This is a genomic window from Glaciimonas sp. PCH181, from assembly GCF_003056055.1.
GTDB lineage: Bacteria > Pseudomonadota > Gammaproteobacteria > Burkholderiales > Burkholderiaceae_D > Glaciimonas.
In genome coordinates this window covers 2,555,542-2,574,314 of record NZ_PYFP01000001.1, presented here as the reverse complement: position 1 = coordinate 2,574,314, position 18,773 = coordinate 2,555,542, and the positions used below count along the sequence as shown (strand labels likewise).

Genomic DNA, 18,773 nt, shown 5'->3' with positions numbered 1-18,773 from the left:
CTCGCGGCAAGCAAAGATTCACGCTGAAGTCCCCACTGAAACACTGAAGGAAGTGCTGTCTATGAAAGCTGGTTTTGCTGTGCAGTTATGTACTCGCACCGTCGCTGCCGTATTTGGTGGCTACGCGCTGGCGTCGGCGATTGCCATATTTGCCGCTGGCGCTCTGCCGATACCGCGTGCCGAAGCTGTACTCAGCGGCACTTATCTTGGGTTTGTAGCTTATCCGGCGGTGGCGGTGTGGGCATTTGCGCCGCAATCGCAGCGCCGTATGTGGCAAGGCTTGCTGGCGCTGACAGTGTTGCTGGCGGCCGTAGGCTGGTTGTTATCAAAGCGAGGAATCTGAGATGGCGTCAAAGAAAACAGCGCCGTCTGCGATGGCGCGGGGTGGCATGCGGCAAGCCATGGCATGGCTGCATACTTGGTGCGGGCTGTGGTTTTCATGGTTATTGTTCGCCGTATTTCTGACCGGCTCGCTGGCGATATTTGACGATCCCATTACCGATTGGATGCGCCCCGTGACCGAGACTTCGACTCCGGCAGGGATGCCGACGTTGGAAGCTGCGAACGCGGAGCGCGGAAAGCGTCTGGCCCTAGGGATTGATTACATGCAGCAGGCACATGCTGGCGCGGATATGTGGGAACTCTGGCCGGTCAATCGTGATGCCGGGAATGCGCTCGACGTATTTTGGTTTAACAGCAATGGTGGCTATGAAGACATGCGGTTAGATCCGCGCACCGGGGCGGCGATTGTGCGCAAGAAAGCAGTCGGTAGCGAGACCCTTGGCGGTCATCATTTCGTAGATTTTCATTATGAGTTGCACGCTGGCACCATAGGACTCTGGATCATCGGCATCGCTGCCGTGGTCATGCTGGTGGCGCTGGTGTCGGGCGTGATTACTCATAGGCGCATCTTCAAGGATTTCTTCACTTTTCGGCCGAAGAAGGGGCAGCGCAGCTGGCTGGATGCGCACAACGCGGTGGCGGTGCTGACGCTGCCGTTTCAATGCATGATTGCGTTCACCGGTATTGCCATTTCAAGCCCGATTTTCATGCCAGCACCGATGCTGCTCAACTATGGCAGCGCCAAAGCCGATCAAGTCCAATTTACGAATGCACTTGATCAAACCGCCGGGATTGCGCGCAGCGGCCGTCCGCTGGTGGTGCCTGATTTGGAACCTTATGCTGCGCGTGCGCAAGCGATCATCGGGCAAACGGTGCGCGCGGTCGTCATCAATAACCCGGGCGATGCAACGATGCAAATTGGTGTTTATGGCTGGAATGAAGAGGCCGATCTGGTAAAACGCATCAACGGCACGACTGGCATGGTGTTATTTTCCGCTGCGAGTGGCGAGATATTGCGTGTGCGTCAGCCAGGTCAGGCGGATGGCGGCGTTGCATCACTGACTCGACGGGTGATCGGATCGTTGCACATGGCGACCTTTGGCGGTATTACGCTGAAGTGGTTGTATTTTGTTTGCGGACTAGCAGGCACCGCGATGATGGGTACCGGTGCCATTTTGTTTATGGTGAAACGACGTGGTAAGCACGGCACTGAATTTGGTAGAGTTACGCCGCGTATCTATGGTTTGATCGAAGCCCTGAATCTGGCGGCCATCGTAGGACTGCTGTTAGCTTGCATCAGCTATTTTTGGGCCAACCGTTTGCTGCCAGCAAGTGTAGAGCAGCGCGCAGTATGGGAATTGCGCGCCTTTTTCGGCGTCTGGCTGCTGACCCTGTTGCACGCCTGCGTGCGGTGTTCAGCCAATGCATGGCGCGAGCAATTGTGTGCACTGGCGACGCTATGTTTATTGTTGCCGCTGCTGAATTTGTTGACCAGCGGCGATTATCTGCTAGCGCAAATAGCGCGTGCCGATTGGGAACGTGCTGGCGTTGAGCTGATGGTGCTGACCTTGGGTGGGCTAACGTTGCTGACGCTGGTAATGCGCAATCGCAGGTCGGCGCGACCACTATGATGATCCTTCTGGTGGAGACTTTTTCCGCGACGTTGATCGCGCTGGGGCTAGCTTACGGCGGCATGACCAGTTTATGTCTGGCCATAGACCGGCATTATGGACAAGTATGGGGGCGGGCGCTGACCACCAAGCCGCGTCGATGTTTTCATGTGCTCGGCTGGTTGTTGCTGGCGCTGGCATTATGGCCTTGCATCGAAGCATGGAGCCCCACCGTCGGCGTTGTGGTGTGGATTGGCTGTCTGTCGGCGGCAGCGTTACTGCTGGCGCTGTTGTTGCCGTACGCACCGCGACTGGCGGTCCGGTTGGCGGTGGTCGCAGTCAGCGTTGCTGGCAGTTGTCTCTTATTCTTTAGTTATATGCCCTGATTTCAGTAGCTGGCAGTATCTCTCAGAAAACCCGCATTTCCTTTGGTGAAATGGGGGTTTTTTACGTTCCTGCACACTCAAAACGTCCGATGTCTGGTCCGATATCTACTAAGGCAGATTATCAAACGATGAACAACAACGCTTGTATCGTTCTATCAGAGCAACGATAAGTTGTAATTTCCCCTCTTTTCTTTGTATCGTTGCGAGAAGATAATTCACGCACGAAGCACTGCATTTCTATAAGAAATTATCCAGATTTTTTACCTAATTGAATTAAATGGGGCTATTGGCGCAGACAACAAAGTTGCACAGGGTTGTATGCAGTCGAATGATTATTTATGCATAAAAAACACCGCATTTCGAAGATTGTTGCTGGTCATGACATGCACATCGGTGCAGGATTTCAGGCGAAACATTTTGGCGAGAATTCTTTTGACGGTTTGGTCGATCCGCTTGTGATGCTGGACCATTTTCATATGCGCCAGCCGACTTTTGATCCACATCCCCACGCTGGTATATCCGCAGTCACATATATGTTTGAAGACTCGACCAGTCCGCATATCAACTATGACTCGCTAGGTAACACCGGTCCGATCAACCCCGGCGATTTGCATTGGATGGTTGCCGGCAGCGGGGTGGTGCATACCGAACAGCCTGAAGGAAAAAATCCTCTCGTACATGCATTGCAGATTTTCGTGAATTTGCCATCAAGCAAAAAGTTTATCGCGCCGCATGCGGTGCATGTCGATGCCGCTGACATTCCTGAATTTTCTGCACCTGGCCTCAGGGTAAGAGTTGTGACGGGGGAATTTCAGGGGTTGTGTTCGCCAGCAATACTACCCGAGCCGTATACGTTGTTGGATGGCTTTCTCGCCGCGGACGGAGTCTTTGAGCATACTCTGCAAGAAGGCTGGAATGCGATGGTTTATGTCGTGCAAGGCATCGTAAATCTGAACATCGGGGGCGAGCAGCTAGTGTTGACTGAAACCAATGCGATCGGTCTCAGCGGCGCGGCAACCGTAGTGCTAACAACGAACGATTCGGCCCATGTCGTGATTCTTTCTGGTCCTGCGCTAAACGAGCCCCTGATCAAGCACGGCCCTTTTGTGATGAGTACGACTGCTCAAATGCATGATCGTCTGCAAGCTTATCGAGACGGGAAATTCGGTGAATTGAATATGCCTGCGCCAGCTGTCGGGTGAACCTTTTCCCTGGACGAATGTCGATATTATTACTTTTAGATATTTGTCTAACTTAGGGGAATTACGTGGGGTATTCCAAAATCTTTTCTGGTACCGTTGCCAGCGCTATATTGTGTATGTCATTCGGTATTGCACACGCAGAAGGGATGCGGGTTTCCTCTACATCCTTCAAGGACAATGGCGTAATGCCATCGCTATATGCAGACAATACGGGCGGTTGTGGTGGTAGCGGTGTATCGCCGCAGGTTGCGTGGTCTAACTTGCCAGCGGGCACAAGATCCGTCGCCGTATTAATGGCGGACCCCGACGGAAGTAAAGGCTTGGGCGTGTCGCATTGGGTCGCCTACAATATCGACAGTAGCCTCGGCCAGCTAAAGCAAGGAGAGGCGCAGAATGACGGCGCGGGCGTTACCATCGGTAAGAATACCGCCGGTAAAAATGCCTACCACGGAATGTGTCCGCCAGTGGGCGATCAGCCGCATCATTACGTGCTCAGCGTGATCGCTTCCGACCTTGCACCTACAGTTCTGCCCAAGGGCCTGACGCGTGATGAACTGCTCGCAGCACTGAAAGGCCATGCCTTAGGTGGTCTGAGTGTCGTCGGCACATACGGACGCTAAAGAGACTGGAAGATAGCTAGATTATCACTGCCTGCTACCAAACAGGCAGTGATGTTGGTGCGTTGATCTGGACGCCAGCGTAGAGTTGAGTTGCGCTTGTTTCGTCACGCGGTTGATCCCGCCGCAGTAATCATCTCGACCCAAAAAACATACCGTTCTGCCCGGTCAGCGCCGCTATCCGCTCTACGTTGCAGAGGCCACGTTAATATGCAACATCATCCCAGAGTTTAGCCCCACTACAAAATATTTCTCCCCGTTGGTGCCAAGTCGCTGCGTCTTAATGCATTTTTAATTATTGGATGCCTATACTCCGTCTATGCGCGTAATTTGCCTGTCAGTTTATATGGCAGTTACCTTTTATTTAATCGATATTTTGGAGTGGTGGTGAGATGCATCTTAGTCAAACCCAACAGCTTCAAGGCACGAATGCGAAAGAAAATACGCGCTTATTCGCGCAGTTGCGTGCGCACGGATTACGTCCAACCAGCGCGCGTGTGTGGATTTTGCAAGTGCTATTAGATGCCGCACATTCTTCGCTCAGCGCAGAGCGGGTATTCCAGCAAATATTGAAGCATGGCGTGCGCGTAAGCCTCGCAACAATCTATCGCGTGCTGCAAGAACTTGTGCAATGCAAGTTGGCACAGCGCGAATGGCACGTTGTCGATTCGCTGGGAAAATCACTCTATCTGGTCGCACCCGCAGTTTTGCCACCATCATCGTATGCGTTTGCGTGCCGCATATGTCAGCGCCAGATTGTTGTCGCCGACCGCCAGCTTAATGATCATCTGCATCGACAAGCTAAAGCTGCTGATTTCGAACTGGAATTGGCAACGATCTCTATTCAGGTTACGTGTAATAACTGTGTTGCTGGGATGCCGGAATAGGTTGCGCGGTCTGTCTCTGTGAATAAAAATACCATCAACGCAGCACTGATCCCGGGGTTCGGTTTGCAGGTGTTTGTTTAACTACGATAACAATTTGCAACCGCCGCTTGCCCGCCGCAATCCTACTGCGTGTTGGAGGCGTTGCGCCTGGCTAAATCAGTAGAATTGACTGCCAAGCGGACAAGGCGGGTTACGGAGGTATAGCTTAGCTGGCCCCGGCGCGAATTGCTGCTATATGCGCCTCGCCGCCCTGCAATGCAGCAGACGTCGTATGCACCGAGTAATAACCGAGGACCAGATCAAACCACTCCCTTATCAGGCTGAAGCGGTCATACACCGCATCCTGAATTCTGCTCAGTGATGGTCAATTCTCAACTGGCAACGAGATTGCTTGTCCAGCGCCTTTGACTTCTTTCAGTACAAATGACGTATAGACTTCTTTGACGCCGGGTAACGAACCCAGCACGTGGCGAGTCAGTTCACCGAACGCTTCCAGATTGCGCGCAATCACGGTGAGTTGATGATCGTAGCGGCCAGAAATACAATGGCAAGACAGTACTTCGGGAACTTGCCTTACTGCATCCTCGAACTCACGGACGCTCTCCGCCCCCTTTTTATCCAGCGAAATATAGACGAAGGCGGTGACATCAAAGCCTAGTTTCTTGGGATTAATCTCCGCTCGGTATCCACGTATAACCCCTTCATCCTCCAGTCGTTTTACACGTCGCCAACAAGGTGACGGGGTGAGGGAAACACGTTCAGCCAATTCAGCACTGGAAAGGCGGCCATCAACTTGCAAGGCCGCCAAAATCTGCATATCGGTACGGTCGAAATTTTTACTTTGCACGATTATTCCAATAATTTTATATTTTTCAGATTTTCATTCCAAAATATTACATTTTACGACCAAAAAATCAAAGGAAATTTCTCTATTCTCCCTGTATCGTTGTGCTCATGTTAAGGGCTAATTAGATGTCGTCACGTGCCTTAAGCCTTTTGTCGCTATGGAGAAATCATGGGAAATGCAAACGTAATTAAACAAGCGCTGCTGGCTCTCGAACCTACCGAGGGATGCTGGCTGACCTTGGCCAGCCCCGCAGTGGCGGAAACCGTAGCTCACTGTGGATTTGACTGGTTAGTAGTCGACATGGAACACGCTCCCAATGACATAGGCAATCTGGTGGCGCAATTGCAAGCAATCGACGCGGCGCGGGTACATGGCGCATCGTCTAGCGCCGTAGTGCGGGTGACTAGTAATGACCCGGCACTGGTCAAGCGCGCCATGGATTGCGGTGTCCAGACGGTTATTTTCCCGAATATCGATAACGTCGAGGAAGCCCAGCGTGCCATTGCCTCTATGCGATTTCCATCAAACGGGAATGGCGGGACGCGCGGGGTGGCAGGTTTGGTACGTGCCGGTAACTATGGGCAAGATCCCGGTTTTGTCGCCATGGCGAACGATCAGGTTTGCGCAGTATTGCAAATCGAATCGGCTGAGGGATTAAAAAATGTAGAAGCTATCGCCGCGCTGCCGGGAGCTGATTGTTTGTTCATTGGTACGGCGGATATGGCGGCGAGTCTGGGACACCTCGGGGATACCGGTCATGCGGCAGTCCGTGAAGCCGTAGCCGCCGTCATCGCGGCTTGCCAGATAGCGAACAAAGCAGTTGGCATTTTTGCAGGCAGTCCTGATGAGGCGGCGGCCTATCGAAAGCAAGGTGTGCAGTTCATCGCGCTGCACTCTGACGTGGCATGGCTGGCCCGCGGCGCGCGTCAAGCACGTGCGCAATTCAAGGCTTTACTTTAATGCGTATGTACGTAGGTCTGTTCCCCACTCTTGTTAAGCAGGATAAGTATGACGTCAACTAACTCTCCGGATTGGCCCGGCCTGGGCGCACGGCCTGGCATACAGTCGCTGCGATCATCAAAGATTCGCGAGGTGGCCAATGCCGGTATGGGGCGCACTGATGTGCTGCCTTTCTGGTTTGGCGAACCCGATGAGCAAACACCTCAGGCATTCCGCGATGCCGCGATTGCGCACATCGCATCAGGCCAGACTTTTTATGTGCAAACGCTAGGCGTACCATCATTGCGCGAGCAGTTGGCCGCCTATGTCAGCGCCTTGCACGGCAAGCGTGAAGTGGACAATATCGCTATCACCAGTTCCGGTACTTCAGCGCTGATGACAGCGGTACAGGCGATCATTGGCAATGGCGACCATGTGGTCGCAATAACGCCGCTTTGGCCCAATCTTGTGGAGATGCCAAAGGTACTGGGAGCGCGGGTCAGCACCGTCGGCCTGACGTTTTCTGCATCGGGCTGGTGTCTGGATCTCGATGCTCTGTTAGCCGCGTTGACGCCCGGTACTCGGGCGTTGCTGGTTAATTCGCCGAACAATCCCACCGGATGGGTGATGTCTGCGGAAGAGCAGCGCACCGTTCTTGCGCATTGCCGATTGCACGGCATCTGGATTATTTCTGATGACGTCTACGAGCGTTATTACTATAACGGCGCGGTTGCACCAACATTTTTAGACATCGCCGAACCTGACGATCGGGTGATCAGTTGCAACTCTTTTTCGAAGGCATGGTTGATGACAGGCTGGCGCGTGGGTTGGCTGGTGGTGCCGCGCGACACGTTGCCGGAGATTGGAAAACTTATCGAATACAGCAATACTTGTACACCCGGATTTGTGCAATCTGCGGCGCAATGCGCGATTGAACAAGGTGAGCCAGTCATTGCGCGGACAGTATCCCGATTGCGTCTTGCACGCGACCACCTTGCTGAGCGACTGGCAGAAATACCCGCGGTCGAACTGGCGGGACCAGCGCCCGGCGCGATGTATACTTTTTTCCGCATCCACGGCGTTTCGGATAGTCTGCTCTTCTGCAAAGACCTGGTCGCTAATGGCGGTCTGGGTCTTGCTCCCGGTGTTGCCTTTGGGCCGGAAGGGGAGGGATACTTGCGCTGGTGTTACGCCAGTTCTCACGATCGTCTGGACGAAGGTGTCAAACGCCTTTCCCGGTTTTTGGCGAATACTTCCTTAAAAGTTGCTTGATTCGGTGCAAACTGCGCCGCAGTTTTTTCATTAGGAGTTTGACCAATGGATCTGATTGACAAGCCCGTGTCTCTGGACTGGATAGAACGGCTAGTGCGCTTCGATACGACCAGTCGTTTGTCCAACCTGGGTCTTATCGAAACCGTACGCGACCACCTGATAGCAGCAGGTCATTCCCCTTTGCTGATTTACGATGCCAGCGGGAAAAAGGCAAATCTCTTTGTCACGTTGCCTGCACACGATGGAAGCACCAAGGGTGGCGTTGTATTGTCTGGTCATACCGATGTGGTACCTGTGACAGGACAAGATTGGACAAGCGATCCATTTAATCCCACTGTCCGTGATGGTCGGCTGTACGGTCGCGGCACATGCGACATGAAGGGATTTCTCGGCGTGGCGCTTGCCATGTTGCCCGCTTTTGCAGCTACGCGCCTGCGCACGCCAGTGCATCTGGCGATGTCGTATGACGAGGAGGTGGGCTGCCTCGGCGCAGATGTCATGCTACGTGAACTGGCGCGCCAAGATATTCGTCCGGACAGTTGCATTGTCGGTGAACCGACTGATATGCGCGTGATTTCCGCCCACAAAAGCAGCAACCTGTATCGATGCACGGTGCATGGATGCGCCGCGCATTCCTCGCTTACGCCAGACGGCGTGAATGCAATTGAGTACGCTGCGCGAGCCATTTGTCATATCCGAGACATGGCAGATACGTACCGGGAAAACGGTCCGTTCGACAAAGATTTCGCGGTCCCTTTTACGACAGCTAATACGGGAACAATCTCTGGTGGACTATCCGTCAACACGGTTCCCGATCGGTGCCAATTCGATTTCGAATTCCGAACGATTCGAGGTGTGCTTGCACCGGATGTCATTGGTGGTTTGCGTCGTTATATCACTGGTGATTTGCGTGACCGTATTAAAGCCGAGAACCCTCTCGCCGATATCGTACTGGAAACGCTGGCCGAGGTGCCAGGATTTGATACCGCTGCATACGCTGAAATCGCCCAGCTGGCGCAGGCCCTGACAGGATCTCGCGGCACAGATAAGGTTGCTTATTGCACCGAGGCAGGTTTGTTTCAGAAGGCGGGTATGACCGCAGTCATTTGTGGCCCCGGCAGTCTCCAGCAAGCGCATCGCGCCGATGAGTACGTAGAGTTGTCTCAGATAAGCCAGTGCGAGCAGTTCATGAAAAAGCTGGCTACGCATCTGACTATTACCGAATAGCTAAACATTCGGAATAGTTCGGAAACAGTTCGACAATTAACCTTAAAACTTAAAATACAGGGGACAAAATGGGTTACATGAATAAATCTTTATTGGATAGCGGGGAGACCGCCACATCCCAAAAGGCCGATATCGCGTTGCGACGCGCCAAGGCCAGAAAAGCGGTGATTGCTGCGTCAATCGGCAATGCACTCGAATGGTTCGATATGATCACCTACGGCACCTTTGCTTTGGTCATTGCGAAGCTGTATTTTCCAACGACCAATGAAAATTTGTCGTTGCTGCTGGCCTTAGCCACGTTCGGGGTATCGTTTTTGATGCGGCCGCTGGGAGCAATTGTGATTGGTTCCTATGCTGACAGGGTCGGTCGCAAGGCTGCTTTATCGCTGTCGATCTTTTTGATGATGATCGGTACATTGATCATCGTGGTGGTGCCGACATATGCGCAAATCGGCGTCGCTGCTTCGGTGATAATTCTGATCGCCCGGCTAATTCAGGGGTTTTCCGCCGGTGGAGAATTCGGCAGCGCTACCGCATTTCTCATTGAGTATGCACCGGACCGGCGTGCCTACTATGCGAGTTGGCAAGTCGCCAGCCAAGGCGCTGCAATTCTGCTTGCTGCATTGTTCGGTGCCGTCCTCAATGCAACGCTTACCGGTGCCCAATTAGAGAGCTGGGGCTGGCGTATTCCTTTCATTTTCGGATTGCTCATCGCGCCGGTGGGCTATTACATTCGCCGTCATATGGAAGAAACACCTGAATTCAGTAAGGCCGAGATATCAGAGTCCCCATTAAGCGACATGTTTGCAGCGCAGAAGCTGCGTTTGCTGGTTACTGTCGGTTTCGTTGCGCTGGGTTCAGTGGGTAACTATCTTGCGTTATACATGCCGACTTATTCGATCCGCCAACTCGGGCTGCCGCCTACCGTTGGGTTCATAGCGACCTTAGTCACAGGCGTTATCATGACCGTCGCTTCGCCCTATGTCGGCAGCCTTGCAGACCGCAAAGGGCCTGCACGAGTGATGACGGTGGCGGCGGTATTGACTGCTCTGTTGTGTTATCCCTTGTTTGCGTTGCTGGTCGCGCATCCGACAATAGCTGTCCTCATGTTTGTGCAGGTTATTCTCGGCGCACTGGCGACCCTTTACTTCGCACCGATGCCAGCGCTAATGTCAGCAATTTTCCCGGTTCAAGTGCGAACGACCGGCCTTTCTCTGGGCTACAACATCGCTGTTACGATTTTCGGCGGTTTTGCACCATTCATCCTCACGTGGCTGATAGCAACTACCGGGTCCAAATTGTCGCCTAGCTATTATCTGTTGGCGATCGCTATTATGGCGCTATGTTCGCTCATCGTTGCACAAAGGAAATTCGGGCAGCGATAACATTTAATCCGGTTTCACACACTAGTAAATATCAGTTTTCAGGCGAGTAGAGTTCGGGGGGAAACCCCCCAATCTCTCTCGCAAAGTCATTAGTCCAGCAGTCTTATCAACGTGTCGTACTAGCGCTTCCGTCATCACGTTTTTTGCGCGATGCCTGATTGCGAAGCGCTAATGATTGATCTTCGCCCTCCATTGCCGCACCGTTCTGACTCCTTCAGGGCATCTCGCCCGCGATATCTGCAATGCGTTTAATGCTTAGCGGATTAGCTGTTGCCAACGCTGCAACAACGCTCCGCTATAGCAGCTTGCTCGCCGTCTTCATCCCCGCTGAATTTAATATAAAGATCATCATTCCTATTGGAAATTATTTCCTTTCGGATGCACGGTTTTGGGCGGTCACCCAAGCTATCGTCCAGCTATAGATCGCATACCCCGAAAAATGCGCCTGCCGATTACGCACGCTCATTTCAGTACAATTATTGCCATTTTTGCAATAAAGTGGCAGGAATTCAAGAGGGCCGTTTGGGTCAACTTTCTATTCCGTTTCAACAAAGCACCGCGTTTTTTCCCTATATATACTCGGTCGCGTCAACTCAAGAAATCAAGTCGACTATAAAAATTATTAAATATAAATGAAGCGAGGAGAGCGATGAATCACCAAAAAATGATGTATCTCGGCGGCCGTATTTTAGGCGCCTGTGTGGCCGCCGTTTTAGGCGTGGTTTCTCTATTAATTCCGTCCACTTCGAGTTGGGCCGCCGAAGTCAATCCGGGAGACTATGAACAATTTCCGGTGGGGGCCACGATTGGTGCAATGTATTACCAGCATGCCAGTACCAATGCTCTTTATAGTAACGGGAACAAGGCAAGTTCCGATTTCAATGTTCGTTCGGACGTAGGGATTGCGCGTCTGCTGCACGTCTATAAATTATCCGAGACGATGACGATTGATCCACAGTTTTTACTGCCGTTCGGACATATTAGCGGCAGCGGAAGCGCTGCGGTGCTAGGCAGTGCCTCCGGTGTCGGCGATCTGATTTTGACCGCACCGATCAAGGTCTTACTCAACAGTGCACGCGATACCCTTAGCGCCAATTTCTACGTGTACGTGCCGACTGGCACCTATAGCAATACCAGCGCCTTCAATCTTGGTGAGAATCGCTGGAAGCTGGATTTTCAGACTGCCTATATCAAGCATTTTTCGCCGCACTGGGCTGTTGATCTGGTAGCTGATGCCATTTGGTACGGCAAGAATACCCAGTACGGCGTAAACAATGCCACCTTGAAGCAAGACACCAGCTACGCCGGTCAGATTATGTTGCGTTATATGCCTGACCCGACCAGTTCACTGGCCATCGGCTTGGGTCAGCTATGGGGAGGAAGCGAGCGGGTCGACGGTGTCGATCGGAACAATGCCACCCGCTCCACGAACATGCGGCTGACGGCTTCGAAATTTATTACCGCTCAGGATCAAGTATTGCTGCAATTGGGACGCGACCTGTCGGTACAAAATGGTCCATCTGAAGACTTCCGCATGAATCTGCGTTACGTGCATATTTTCTAGTGCGTTTTCCATGCCGGTGATCGTCGCCAAACCGCATTGAATCCGCAGTCAATCTGCAACTAACTATGTGGCGCTGACCGGCTCTGTTCATCACTCATAGAAGCGCTATCCAGCTAACTCAGGAGAAATATATGGAATCTGCAATCGACAAGCATCTGATGTGTCCCCGCACGCGCACGCGCCGCATCGATGACGAATATCAACCGCCGTTCGAAGCATGGGTGGCGCGCGCCGATGCATCGGTCAAGCAAGTCGTTATGGGCTATTTTGGCGTACAGACACTGGGGCAGGCCAAGCTTGGCACCGCTTGCGCAACGTTGCGTCAGATAACCGAAAGTTTTATGGCAACGGATGGACCGGGCCACCACGATCTGGCGCATTACATCGATGCCGAAGGTTACGACAATATGGTCGCGACCGCGTACTGGGACGATCCAGAGCAATTTAAGCGCTGGGAAGCGCAACCAGAGATTGCCAACTGGTGGTTATCCGATGAACGTCTGAGCGATGGCGTTGGACATTTCCGCGAAATCATTCTGCCCAAAGTCGAGCAATTTGAAACCTTGCTAGCTTTTCCGGAGGGCATGGAGGGCGTTGCGGTGATTATGGGCGAACGTAGCGGCGAGATTCAGGAGCATGGCTATTGGGGTGGCATGCGCGACCGTATCGCCGACTCACAAACCGACGCCATGTTACCGCTGGGCGAGTTAAAAACGATCGCCCAGTCCGGACGTGTATTTGTGCAGGGACATGAAAATCTGACCGTGATCCGCTCCGGGCAGGACTGGAGTGAAACCGTAGACAAGGAACGCCATTTATATCTGACTCAGATGGAACCGACGCTACGTGCCGGTATGGATTTTTTACGTGACAAGGGTGCCGCAGTAGGTTGTTACAACAACCGCTACATGCAGCATGTCGATGCCATGGGTCAACGCATAGAGAAGGCTTTTTCTGTGAGTCATTGGCGTTCGCTGGGCCACCTTGAACGTTGGTCGGAATCGCACCCGACGCATATCGAAATCTTTGGTACTTTCATGCGGCTGGTGATGGAGCTTGGCGGTGAGCTCAAATGGAAGGGCTATCACGAAGTGTCTGTGCTGAAAGCGGATGAACAGCGCTATGAGTACATCAATTGCCATGCCAATACTGGCTTGTCGTACCAGATGCCGGGCTAACTATTTTTTCGGAGAATGACGATGTCTATGCAAGCAATTAAAGCTGTAGCTTCAGAGAGCGACCGTGCCTTTGCCTTGAATCAGGCGCTGGAAGAAAAGGCGCTGGTCCCGAATGGCTATGTTGAAAAATTCACGCATGTAATGGAAGAGGACTTCGACCCCACCAATGGCGCACGTGTCGTGGCGCGGGCCTGGGTCGATCCTGAATACCGCGCATTGCTGCTCAAAGACGGCACCGCAGCCTGTGATGTATTCGGCTATACCGGAGCGCAAGGCGAATATATCGTCGCGCTGGAAAATACCCCCACGCTGCAAAACGTCATCGTGTGTACGTTGTGTTCGTGCACCGCATGGCCGGTGCTGGGTTTGCCGCCCGATTGGTATAAGAGTTTCGAGTATCGCTCGCGGGTGGTGCGGGAGTCGCGCTCGGTATTGCGCGAGATGGGGCTGGATCTGCCAGAAAGCGTGGAGATCCGGGTTTGGGATACCTCTGCCGAGACGCGCTATATGGTGCTGCCGTTCCGGCCTGAAGGCACTGAAAAATGGAGCGAAGAACAACTGGCTGCCATCGTCACAAAAGATGTCCTGATCGGTATCGCCCGTCCTGAAATCGGCGTCACGAATCCGGCGCATTCCAGCTAAGTTAGCTTGCGGCATGTACTACGTCGAGATTCTGATGCGGCGGCATGCAGCAAGAATTTTACATTGCATCAATTTAAGTCAGGAGTATGCGTCATGGATGGAATTCACGATCTAGGTGGGGTTCAGGGCTTTGGCAGAGTACGGCATCGCAAGAATTCGGATACGTACACGCCAGTGTTTCATGCGCCTTGGGAACCTTTGGGATATAGCCTGTTATTTCTCGGCGCGGCGGAGTTGCAGTTGTTCACTATCGATGAACTGCGTCACGCCATTGAGCGAATGGTGCCACAGCAGTATTTGTCTTCCAGCTACTACGACCGTATCGTTGTCGGCGTAGCCTCGCTGTTTGTTGAGAAAGGCGCGATCACGCAGGCCCGCTTGGAAGAACTGGCCGGAGGCGCTTTCCCGCTGGCGCTACCGACCGGGCCGGGGCTGCCAGCAGAACCGGAGAAAGAGCCGCTTAATGTCGGTGACGCTGTCAGGGTACATAACGCATTCTTTTCCGGACATACCCGTATGCCAGGTTATGTCCGCGGCAAGCGCGGTGTGGTGGTGCATCGTACGACAGATAAATGGCCATTCCCTGAAGCCGCCGGACACGGTCTTTCATGCGAGCCGAAATCAACTTATCACGTGCAGTTTGATACCAAGGAGCTATGGGGTGAAGCCGCTGATGAGGCCACGGTAGTGGTCGATCTGTGGGGCGGATATCTCGACAAGGTCTGAGTTATCCCGACGCTTCCGCGCCACGTCCGGAAGCAATTTTGTACTCTTTTTTTGAAGGATTAATCATGGCTGTTGAGCGCCCAGGAAACGATGAAATCGCCGCAATCGCGACGGCCTTCGGCATGCATTTTTCGAAGACGAAAATTGATGAATATCGCCAAGCCTTGCAAGCGAATTTCGATGCTTACGACGTGATTGATGAATTGCCAGACTATATTCCCCCGGTGACTTATGCACGCCAACCGGGGGAGACCCCAGCGGAGCATGACAACAAGCTGGGTGCCTGGCACTACAAGTCGCGCATTCAGGGTGCCGCCAACGGCCGCTTAGCGGGTATGGAAGGGGTAATCAAGGACAATATTGCCGTCGCAGGATGGCCTATGGTGAATGGTTCTGCTACGTTGAAGGACTACGTGCCCGATGTTGATGCTACGGTTGTGACACGTCTGCTCGACGCCGGCGCGACGGTGGTTGGTAAGGCCGTGTGCGAAGGTTTTTGTTTTTCTGGTGGGTCCCATACTGCTGCCAGTGGCCCGGTGCACAATCCGCATCGGCAGGGATATTCGGCAGGGGGTTCCTCCTCCGGTTGCGCTGCGTTAGTCGGCGCTGGTGAAGTCCGGCTGGCGGTGGGCAGCGATCAGGGTGGATCGGTGCGTATTCCATCGTCGTTCTGCGGTACTTATGGCATGAAGCCGACGCACGGTCTGGTGCCGTACTCGGGGGCAATGCCAATTGAAACGACGCTTGATAATCTAGGGCCGATTACTGCCAATGTAGTCGACAATGCGCTAATGCTGGAGGTGTTGGCGGGTCCAGACGGCCTCGACCCTCGGCAGCTTCAGGGTGTCCTGCCAAGAGCCTATTCCGCCGGTTTGTCGCGCGGAGTCGCAGGCATGAAGATTGGTATTTTGCGCGAGGGTTTCGGTCATGCTAATTCGCAGCCAGACGTGGATCAGTCGGTCAGGGCTGCATGTGAAATACTGCGCAAAGCCGGCGCCTTGGTTGAAGAGGTCTCTATTCCCATGCACGCGCTGGGACCGGCTATTTGGTTGCCGATTGCTGCCGAAGGCGCGACCCAACAGATGATGAAAGGCAATAGTCACGGCTTCAACTGGCGGGGACTTTATCTGACCGGCATGATGGACCACCATGCCGGTTGGCGGCAGCATGCCGATCTTCTGCCGGATACCGTGAAACTGACAATGATTCTGGGGGAGTATTTTGTACAGCGCTATCAAGGGCGTTACTACGGTAAGGCGCAAAATCTCGCACGCAAGTTGCGCGCTGCATATGACGAAGCTTTACTTCGTTTCGATTTACTCGTGATGCCGACGTTGCCACTGAAGGCAACTAAATTGCCTGGCGCCGATGCGACGCTTGATGAGTATCTGGCGCGCGCTTTCGAAATGCTGTCCAATACTTGCGGCTTCAATGTCAGCGGCCATCCCGCCATGTCTATTCCTTGCGGTACAGGTGACGGCTTGCCTATCGGCATGCAACTGGTCGGCCGTTATTTCGAAGAGGCGGAAATTTATCGCGCTGCCTATGCTATCGAACAAATGGTTGATTGGCGGCGGGTGTAAATCGGGGCGACAAGTTCGGATCGGCCAGAGTTTATTTTCGGCAACTGTTTGTATGGCATCAAGTGTCTAGTGCTGCAACTACTGCAACTACTGCAACTGCGGCACTCTATCTGAGAAGAATGCTTCGGCGTATATTTGAGGCTGGCATCCGTTGTTAAAAACTGCTGGTACGAGATGCCACACCATGCAATATAAGTGCGACAAAAGGTGACCGTGTGGATAATTCGACTGATAGGGACCAGCGGGAATTGGCTTGTGACCATTCCCGCTTGACGCTGACGAGCGACTCTGATGCAACAAGCGTAGAGACAGACGCGAACCCGGACTGGAAAAGTCACTCTATCGAGCTCATGACTAAAAGTTGCTCGTTTGACGAACGCGTGGATTTTTGGCGTGAAATGGTGCTGCGTCTGTTTGCCGATGTTGATATCAGCGCCAAGCCTGCGTCCAATTTCTTCGGCAAGATGAAGTCGCAACATTGCAACGCTTTGCGACTCACCGACGCCAACGCAGCTGGTCAAATTGTCAATCGACGGCACCGGTACACCAGGTCTGAATACGAAGACCGTTATTTCGCCATTCTGATGCTGGAGGGAACCCAGTTCATGGAACAGGATGGCAACGAGGTACTGCTCAAGCCGGGAGATTTTGCACTATACGACGCTACCCGTCCGCATCATCTGACATTTCCGGCCGACTGGCGAGAGGTGATTGTTAGTGTTCCGCGCATCGCGCTTAACCAGCGGGTGACAGGGCTAGAAAAACGCATGGCAACGCGGATTCAGACCGACACCGGCGTTGGTCGTGTCCTGAGGGGTTTTTTTGAGGGGATGACCTCGCAAATCGGTACTTTCAATGCGATTGAAATGGAACGGTTGGCTGAAACCGCAACGAATCTGATTGCGCTGTCTTTGGGGACTATTCAGCCCGCTGATGCGACGTTGTCACGCACGCGCAATTTGGCGCTTATCCGGGTCAAAATATTTATCAATGAGCATCTTGGCGATCCAAATTTGAATACCCAGATGGTAGTGCAGGCGATGATGCTTTCTTCACGTTATATCAACAAGTTGTTTGAGGATGAGGGGTCGTCGTTGATGCGCTACATTCTCCGACGTCGACTCGAACGCTGCAGTGCGGATCTGCTGGACCCGGCCAATACGGTAATGCGGATATCGGATGTCGCACTGCGCTGGGGTTTCAATAATCTGTCTCATTTCAGCCGGGCATTTCGCGACCACTACGGAAGTTGTCCGAGGACGCTTAGGTATGAAGGTGCGGAAGCTTTATTGGCAGTTGTTAAAGGCGAGTTCACGGCACAGTAAATTGCCGCCGATGGGTTCCATCAATAAAAAATATAAAGGTAGGCGGTTACCGTTAGGCCGGAGGGCGAGATACATCTTCAGCCCCAGCTCTTCTGGGTGTCAGACGGGGTTATGCGTCAAACCGCACCCGTTCCGTGCCCTTATTCTTCGGTCGGACCACTACTGTCCCCGCCAACTTGTCATGCCATCCCTGTTTGCGCTTATCAATCCCAACCCAGATCAGGCCGAGGCAAAAGGGAATCGTCGAAATGAAATAACCCAAATATCTGATGAAATGTTGCTTGAAGCTGGGTGACCCACCAGTCTTTGCATCGACAATAGTCGCTCCTATCGCCATCTTCCCAGGCGTTGCATGCTTTGTAGTCCAAAATGCAATCACAGCGACCGCAGGCAATATATAGGAGAACAAAATATTTGTTGACCCGGTAAAAGTTACACCGGATGCCATTTCATCACTTCCATAAATGGCGAACATGACCGGAAAAATCACCATCATTACTAAGACAGTGTCAATGATGCTGGCCCAGACCCGCAACCAGAATCCTACGTATTCAAGTTCGGTCGATTCATCCGTTTGTAAATGTGTAAATTCCATACAGTCCCTACCTATCTAATTTGTTGAGCCTTGCAATGCGATCTTGCTGCGCAGCTCCAGTGGGTACAGGCAGGTTAGCCAAACCTATTTTTTGCTGGCCAGTACATTCCCAAGCGCATCAATCTTCCCATTGAGCACCTCTATTTTCTTCGCCATTGAAAGTAACAACGGTGAATCATTTTTCTCGCCGAAGCTTTACTGAATTCTGATGATCATCTCAAAGTTTAGGGACTGCCGCTTTGCTTTGCCGCATCAAGAATAAGGGCATGCAGCTACCGTGGAAGTCTGATTGCTGTCTTGAGGTAATCGTCTTGTTTTGCCATGACCGGATTGTATCTATAGAGCGGAAGGAGTGCCACTTAAAAAGCCTCAGAACATGGCCGAATAATTAATTCACAGCATGAAGAACCTACTTCGCTGACCGCTTACGCAGCGTTTGGTTAGCC

At 52.8% G+C, this 18,773-nt stretch carries 19 protein-coding genes; 16 read left to right on the top strand and 3 right to left on the bottom strand.

Annotated elements, in window-relative coordinates; genetic code table 11:
• Positions 1-61 precede the first annotated feature (61 nt).
• The 6 genes from C7W93_RS11755 (at position 62) to C7W93_RS11730 (ending at position 5,044) form a co-directional block, all read left to right on the top strand.
• Entirely contained in the window at positions 62-343 is a 282-nt protein-coding gene (locus C7W93_RS11755; RefSeq protein WP_108440165.1) for a DUF3649 domain-containing protein, read from the top strand.
• Between the two features lies 1 nt (position 344).
• Positions 345-1,973 carry a PepSY domain-containing protein gene (locus tag C7W93_RS11750; RefSeq protein WP_108440164.1) on the top strand — a complete coding sequence of 543 codons (1,629 nt, stop codon included), beginning with the start codon at positions 345-347 and terminating at the stop codon, positions 1,971-1,973.
• Complete coding sequence (locus C7W93_RS11745) at positions 1,970-2,338, top strand: DUF3325 domain-containing protein (RefSeq protein WP_225869816.1); 369 nt, start codon at positions 1,970-1,972, stop codon at positions 2,336-2,338. Before C7W93_RS11750 ends, C7W93_RS11745 begins: the two co-directional genes overlap by 4 nt.
• Positions 2,339-2,676: 338 nt before the next feature.
• Entirely contained in the window at positions 2,677-3,540 is an 864-nt protein-coding gene (locus C7W93_RS11740) for a pirin family protein (protein ID WP_108440163.1), read from the top strand.
• Between the two features lie 65 nt (positions 3,541-3,605).
• Entirely contained in the window at positions 3,606-4,160 is a 555-nt protein-coding gene (locus tag C7W93_RS11735) for a YbhB/YbcL family Raf kinase inhibitor-like protein (protein WP_370446425.1), read from the top strand.
• A gap of 389 nt (positions 4,161-4,549) precedes the next feature.
• A complete protein-coding gene (locus C7W93_RS11730) occupies positions 4,550-5,044 on the top strand; it encodes a Fur family transcriptional regulator (protein ID WP_108440161.1) in 495 nt (164 codons plus the stop codon).
• A gap of 205 nt (positions 5,045-5,249) precedes the next feature.
• On the opposite strand, the gene C7W93_RS25265 is transcribed toward C7W93_RS11730, so the two are convergent.
• Both C7W93_RS25265 and C7W93_RS11725 read right to left on the bottom strand, forming a co-directional pair.
• On the bottom strand, positions 5,250-5,381 hold the full coding sequence (locus C7W93_RS25265) for a hypothetical protein (RefSeq protein WP_255419134.1): 132 nt from the start codon (positions 5,379-5,381) through the stop codon (positions 5,250-5,252).
• Positions 5,382-5,408: 27 nt separating this feature from the next.
• Positions 5,409-5,891, bottom strand: a complete 483-nt coding sequence (locus C7W93_RS11725; protein ID WP_201747204.1) for an Lrp/AsnC family transcriptional regulator — start codon at positions 5,889-5,891, stop codon at positions 5,409-5,411.
• Between the two features lie 168 nt (positions 5,892-6,059).
• On the opposite strand from C7W93_RS11725, the gene C7W93_RS11720 reads away from it, so the two are divergent.
• From C7W93_RS11720 to C7W93_RS11675, 10 genes are all read left to right on the top strand, one after another.
• Positions 6,060-6,851, top strand: a complete 792-nt coding sequence (locus C7W93_RS11720) for an HpcH/HpaI aldolase/citrate lyase family protein (protein ID WP_108440160.1) — start codon at positions 6,060-6,062, stop codon at positions 6,849-6,851.
• A 48-nt stretch (positions 6,852-6,899) separates the two neighbouring features.
• Positions 6,900-8,102 (top strand): pyridoxal phosphate-dependent aminotransferase, encoded by a 1,203-nt coding sequence (locus tag C7W93_RS11715; RefSeq protein ID WP_108440159.1) that lies wholly within the window; start codon positions 6,900-6,902, stop codon positions 8,100-8,102.
• A gap of 45 nt (positions 8,103-8,147) precedes the next feature.
• Complete coding sequence (gene argE / locus C7W93_RS11710; RefSeq protein WP_108440158.1) at positions 8,148-9,329, top strand: acetylornithine deacetylase; 1,182 nt, start codon at positions 8,148-8,150, stop codon at positions 9,327-9,329.
• 77 nt (positions 9,330-9,406) lie between these two features.
• Positions 9,407-10,714 carry an MFS transporter gene (locus tag C7W93_RS11705; RefSeq protein ID WP_108440633.1) on the top strand — a complete coding sequence of 436 codons (1,308 nt, stop codon included), beginning with the start codon at positions 9,407-9,409 and terminating at the stop codon, positions 10,712-10,714.
• Positions 10,715-11,363: 649 nt separating this feature from the next.
• Positions 11,364-12,278, top strand: coding sequence for a transporter (locus C7W93_RS11700; protein ID WP_225869815.1), 915 nt, complete (start codon positions 11,364-11,366; stop codon positions 12,276-12,278).
• Between the two features lie 131 nt (positions 12,279-12,409).
• Positions 12,410-13,456: a phenylacetaldoxime dehydratase family protein gene (locus C7W93_RS11695; RefSeq protein WP_108440157.1), complete on the top strand. Its 1,047-nt coding sequence runs from the start codon at positions 12,410-12,412 to the stop codon at positions 13,454-13,456.
• Between the two features lie 21 nt (positions 13,457-13,477).
• Complete coding sequence (gene nthA / locus C7W93_RS11690) at positions 13,478-14,098, top strand: nitrile hydratase subunit alpha (protein WP_108440156.1); 621 nt, start codon at positions 13,478-13,480, stop codon at positions 14,096-14,098.
• 93 nt (positions 14,099-14,191) lie between these two features.
• A complete protein-coding gene (gene nthB / locus C7W93_RS11685; RefSeq protein ID WP_108440155.1) occupies positions 14,192-14,824 on the top strand; it encodes a nitrile hydratase subunit beta in 633 nt (210 codons plus the stop codon).
• A gap of 65 nt (positions 14,825-14,889) precedes the next feature.
• Complete coding sequence (locus C7W93_RS11680; RefSeq protein WP_108440154.1) at positions 14,890-16,407, top strand: amidase; 1,518 nt, start codon at positions 14,890-14,892, stop codon at positions 16,405-16,407.
• Between the two features lie 350 nt (positions 16,408-16,757).
• Entirely contained in the window at positions 16,758-17,732 is a 975-nt protein-coding gene (locus C7W93_RS11675) for a helix-turn-helix domain-containing protein (protein WP_201747203.1), read from the top strand.
• Between the two features lie 109 nt (positions 17,733-17,841).
• On the opposite strand, the gene C7W93_RS11670 is transcribed toward C7W93_RS11675, so the two are convergent.
• Positions 17,842-18,327, bottom strand: a complete 486-nt coding sequence (locus tag C7W93_RS11670) for an RDD family protein (RefSeq protein ID WP_108440153.1) — start codon at positions 18,325-18,327, stop codon at positions 17,842-17,844.
• Positions 18,328-18,773 lie beyond the last annotated feature (446 nt).

Bases quoted from the DNA above. Each gene is read 5' to 3' on its own strand.
- C7W93_RS11755 (WP_108440165.1), top strand. From the start codon at position 62: ATGAAAGCTGGTTTTGCTGTGCAGTTATGTACTCGCACCGTCGCTGCC.
- C7W93_RS11750 (WP_108440164.1), top strand. From the start codon at position 345: ATGGCGTCAAAGAAAACAGCGCCGTCTGCGATGGCGCGGGGTGGCATG.
- C7W93_RS11745 (WP_225869816.1), top strand. From the start codon at position 1,970: ATGATGATCCTTCTGGTGGAGACTTTTTCCGCGACGTTGATCGCGCTG.
- C7W93_RS11740 (WP_108440163.1), top strand. From the start codon at position 2,677: ATGCATAAAAAACACCGCATTTCGAAGATTGTTGCTGGTCATGACATG.
- C7W93_RS11730 (WP_108440161.1), top strand. From the start codon at position 4,550: ATGCATCTTAGTCAAACCCAACAGCTTCAAGGCACGAATGCGAAAGAA.
- C7W93_RS11720 (WP_108440160.1), top strand. From the start codon at position 6,060: ATGGGAAATGCAAACGTAATTAAACAAGCGCTGCTGGCTCTCGAACCT.
- C7W93_RS11715 (WP_108440159.1), top strand. From the start codon at position 6,900: ATGACGTCAACTAACTCTCCGGATTGGCCCGGCCTGGGCGCACGGCCT.
- argE (WP_108440158.1), top strand. From the start codon at position 8,148: ATGGATCTGATTGACAAGCCCGTGTCTCTGGACTGGATAGAACGGCTA.
- C7W93_RS11705 (WP_108440633.1), top strand. From the start codon at position 9,407: ATGAATAAATCTTTATTGGATAGCGGGGAGACCGCCACATCCCAAAAG.
- C7W93_RS11700 (WP_225869815.1), top strand. From the start codon at position 11,364: ATGAATCACCAAAAAATGATGTATCTCGGCGGCCGTATTTTAGGCGCC.
- C7W93_RS11695 (WP_108440157.1), top strand. From the start codon at position 12,410: ATGGAATCTGCAATCGACAAGCATCTGATGTGTCCCCGCACGCGCACG.
- nthA (WP_108440156.1), top strand. From the start codon at position 13,478: ATGTCTATGCAAGCAATTAAAGCTGTAGCTTCAGAGAGCGACCGTGCC.
- nthB (WP_108440155.1), top strand. From the start codon at position 14,192: ATGGATGGAATTCACGATCTAGGTGGGGTTCAGGGCTTTGGCAGAGTA.
- C7W93_RS11680 (WP_108440154.1), top strand. From the start codon at position 14,890: ATGGCTGTTGAGCGCCCAGGAAACGATGAAATCGCCGCAATCGCGACG.
- C7W93_RS11675 (WP_201747203.1), top strand. From the start codon at position 16,758: ATGACTAAAAGTTGCTCGTTTGACGAACGCGTGGATTTTTGGCGTGAA.
- C7W93_RS11670 (WP_108440153.1), bottom strand. From the start codon at position 18,327: ATGGAATTTACACATTTACAAACGGATGAATCGACCGAACTTGAATAC.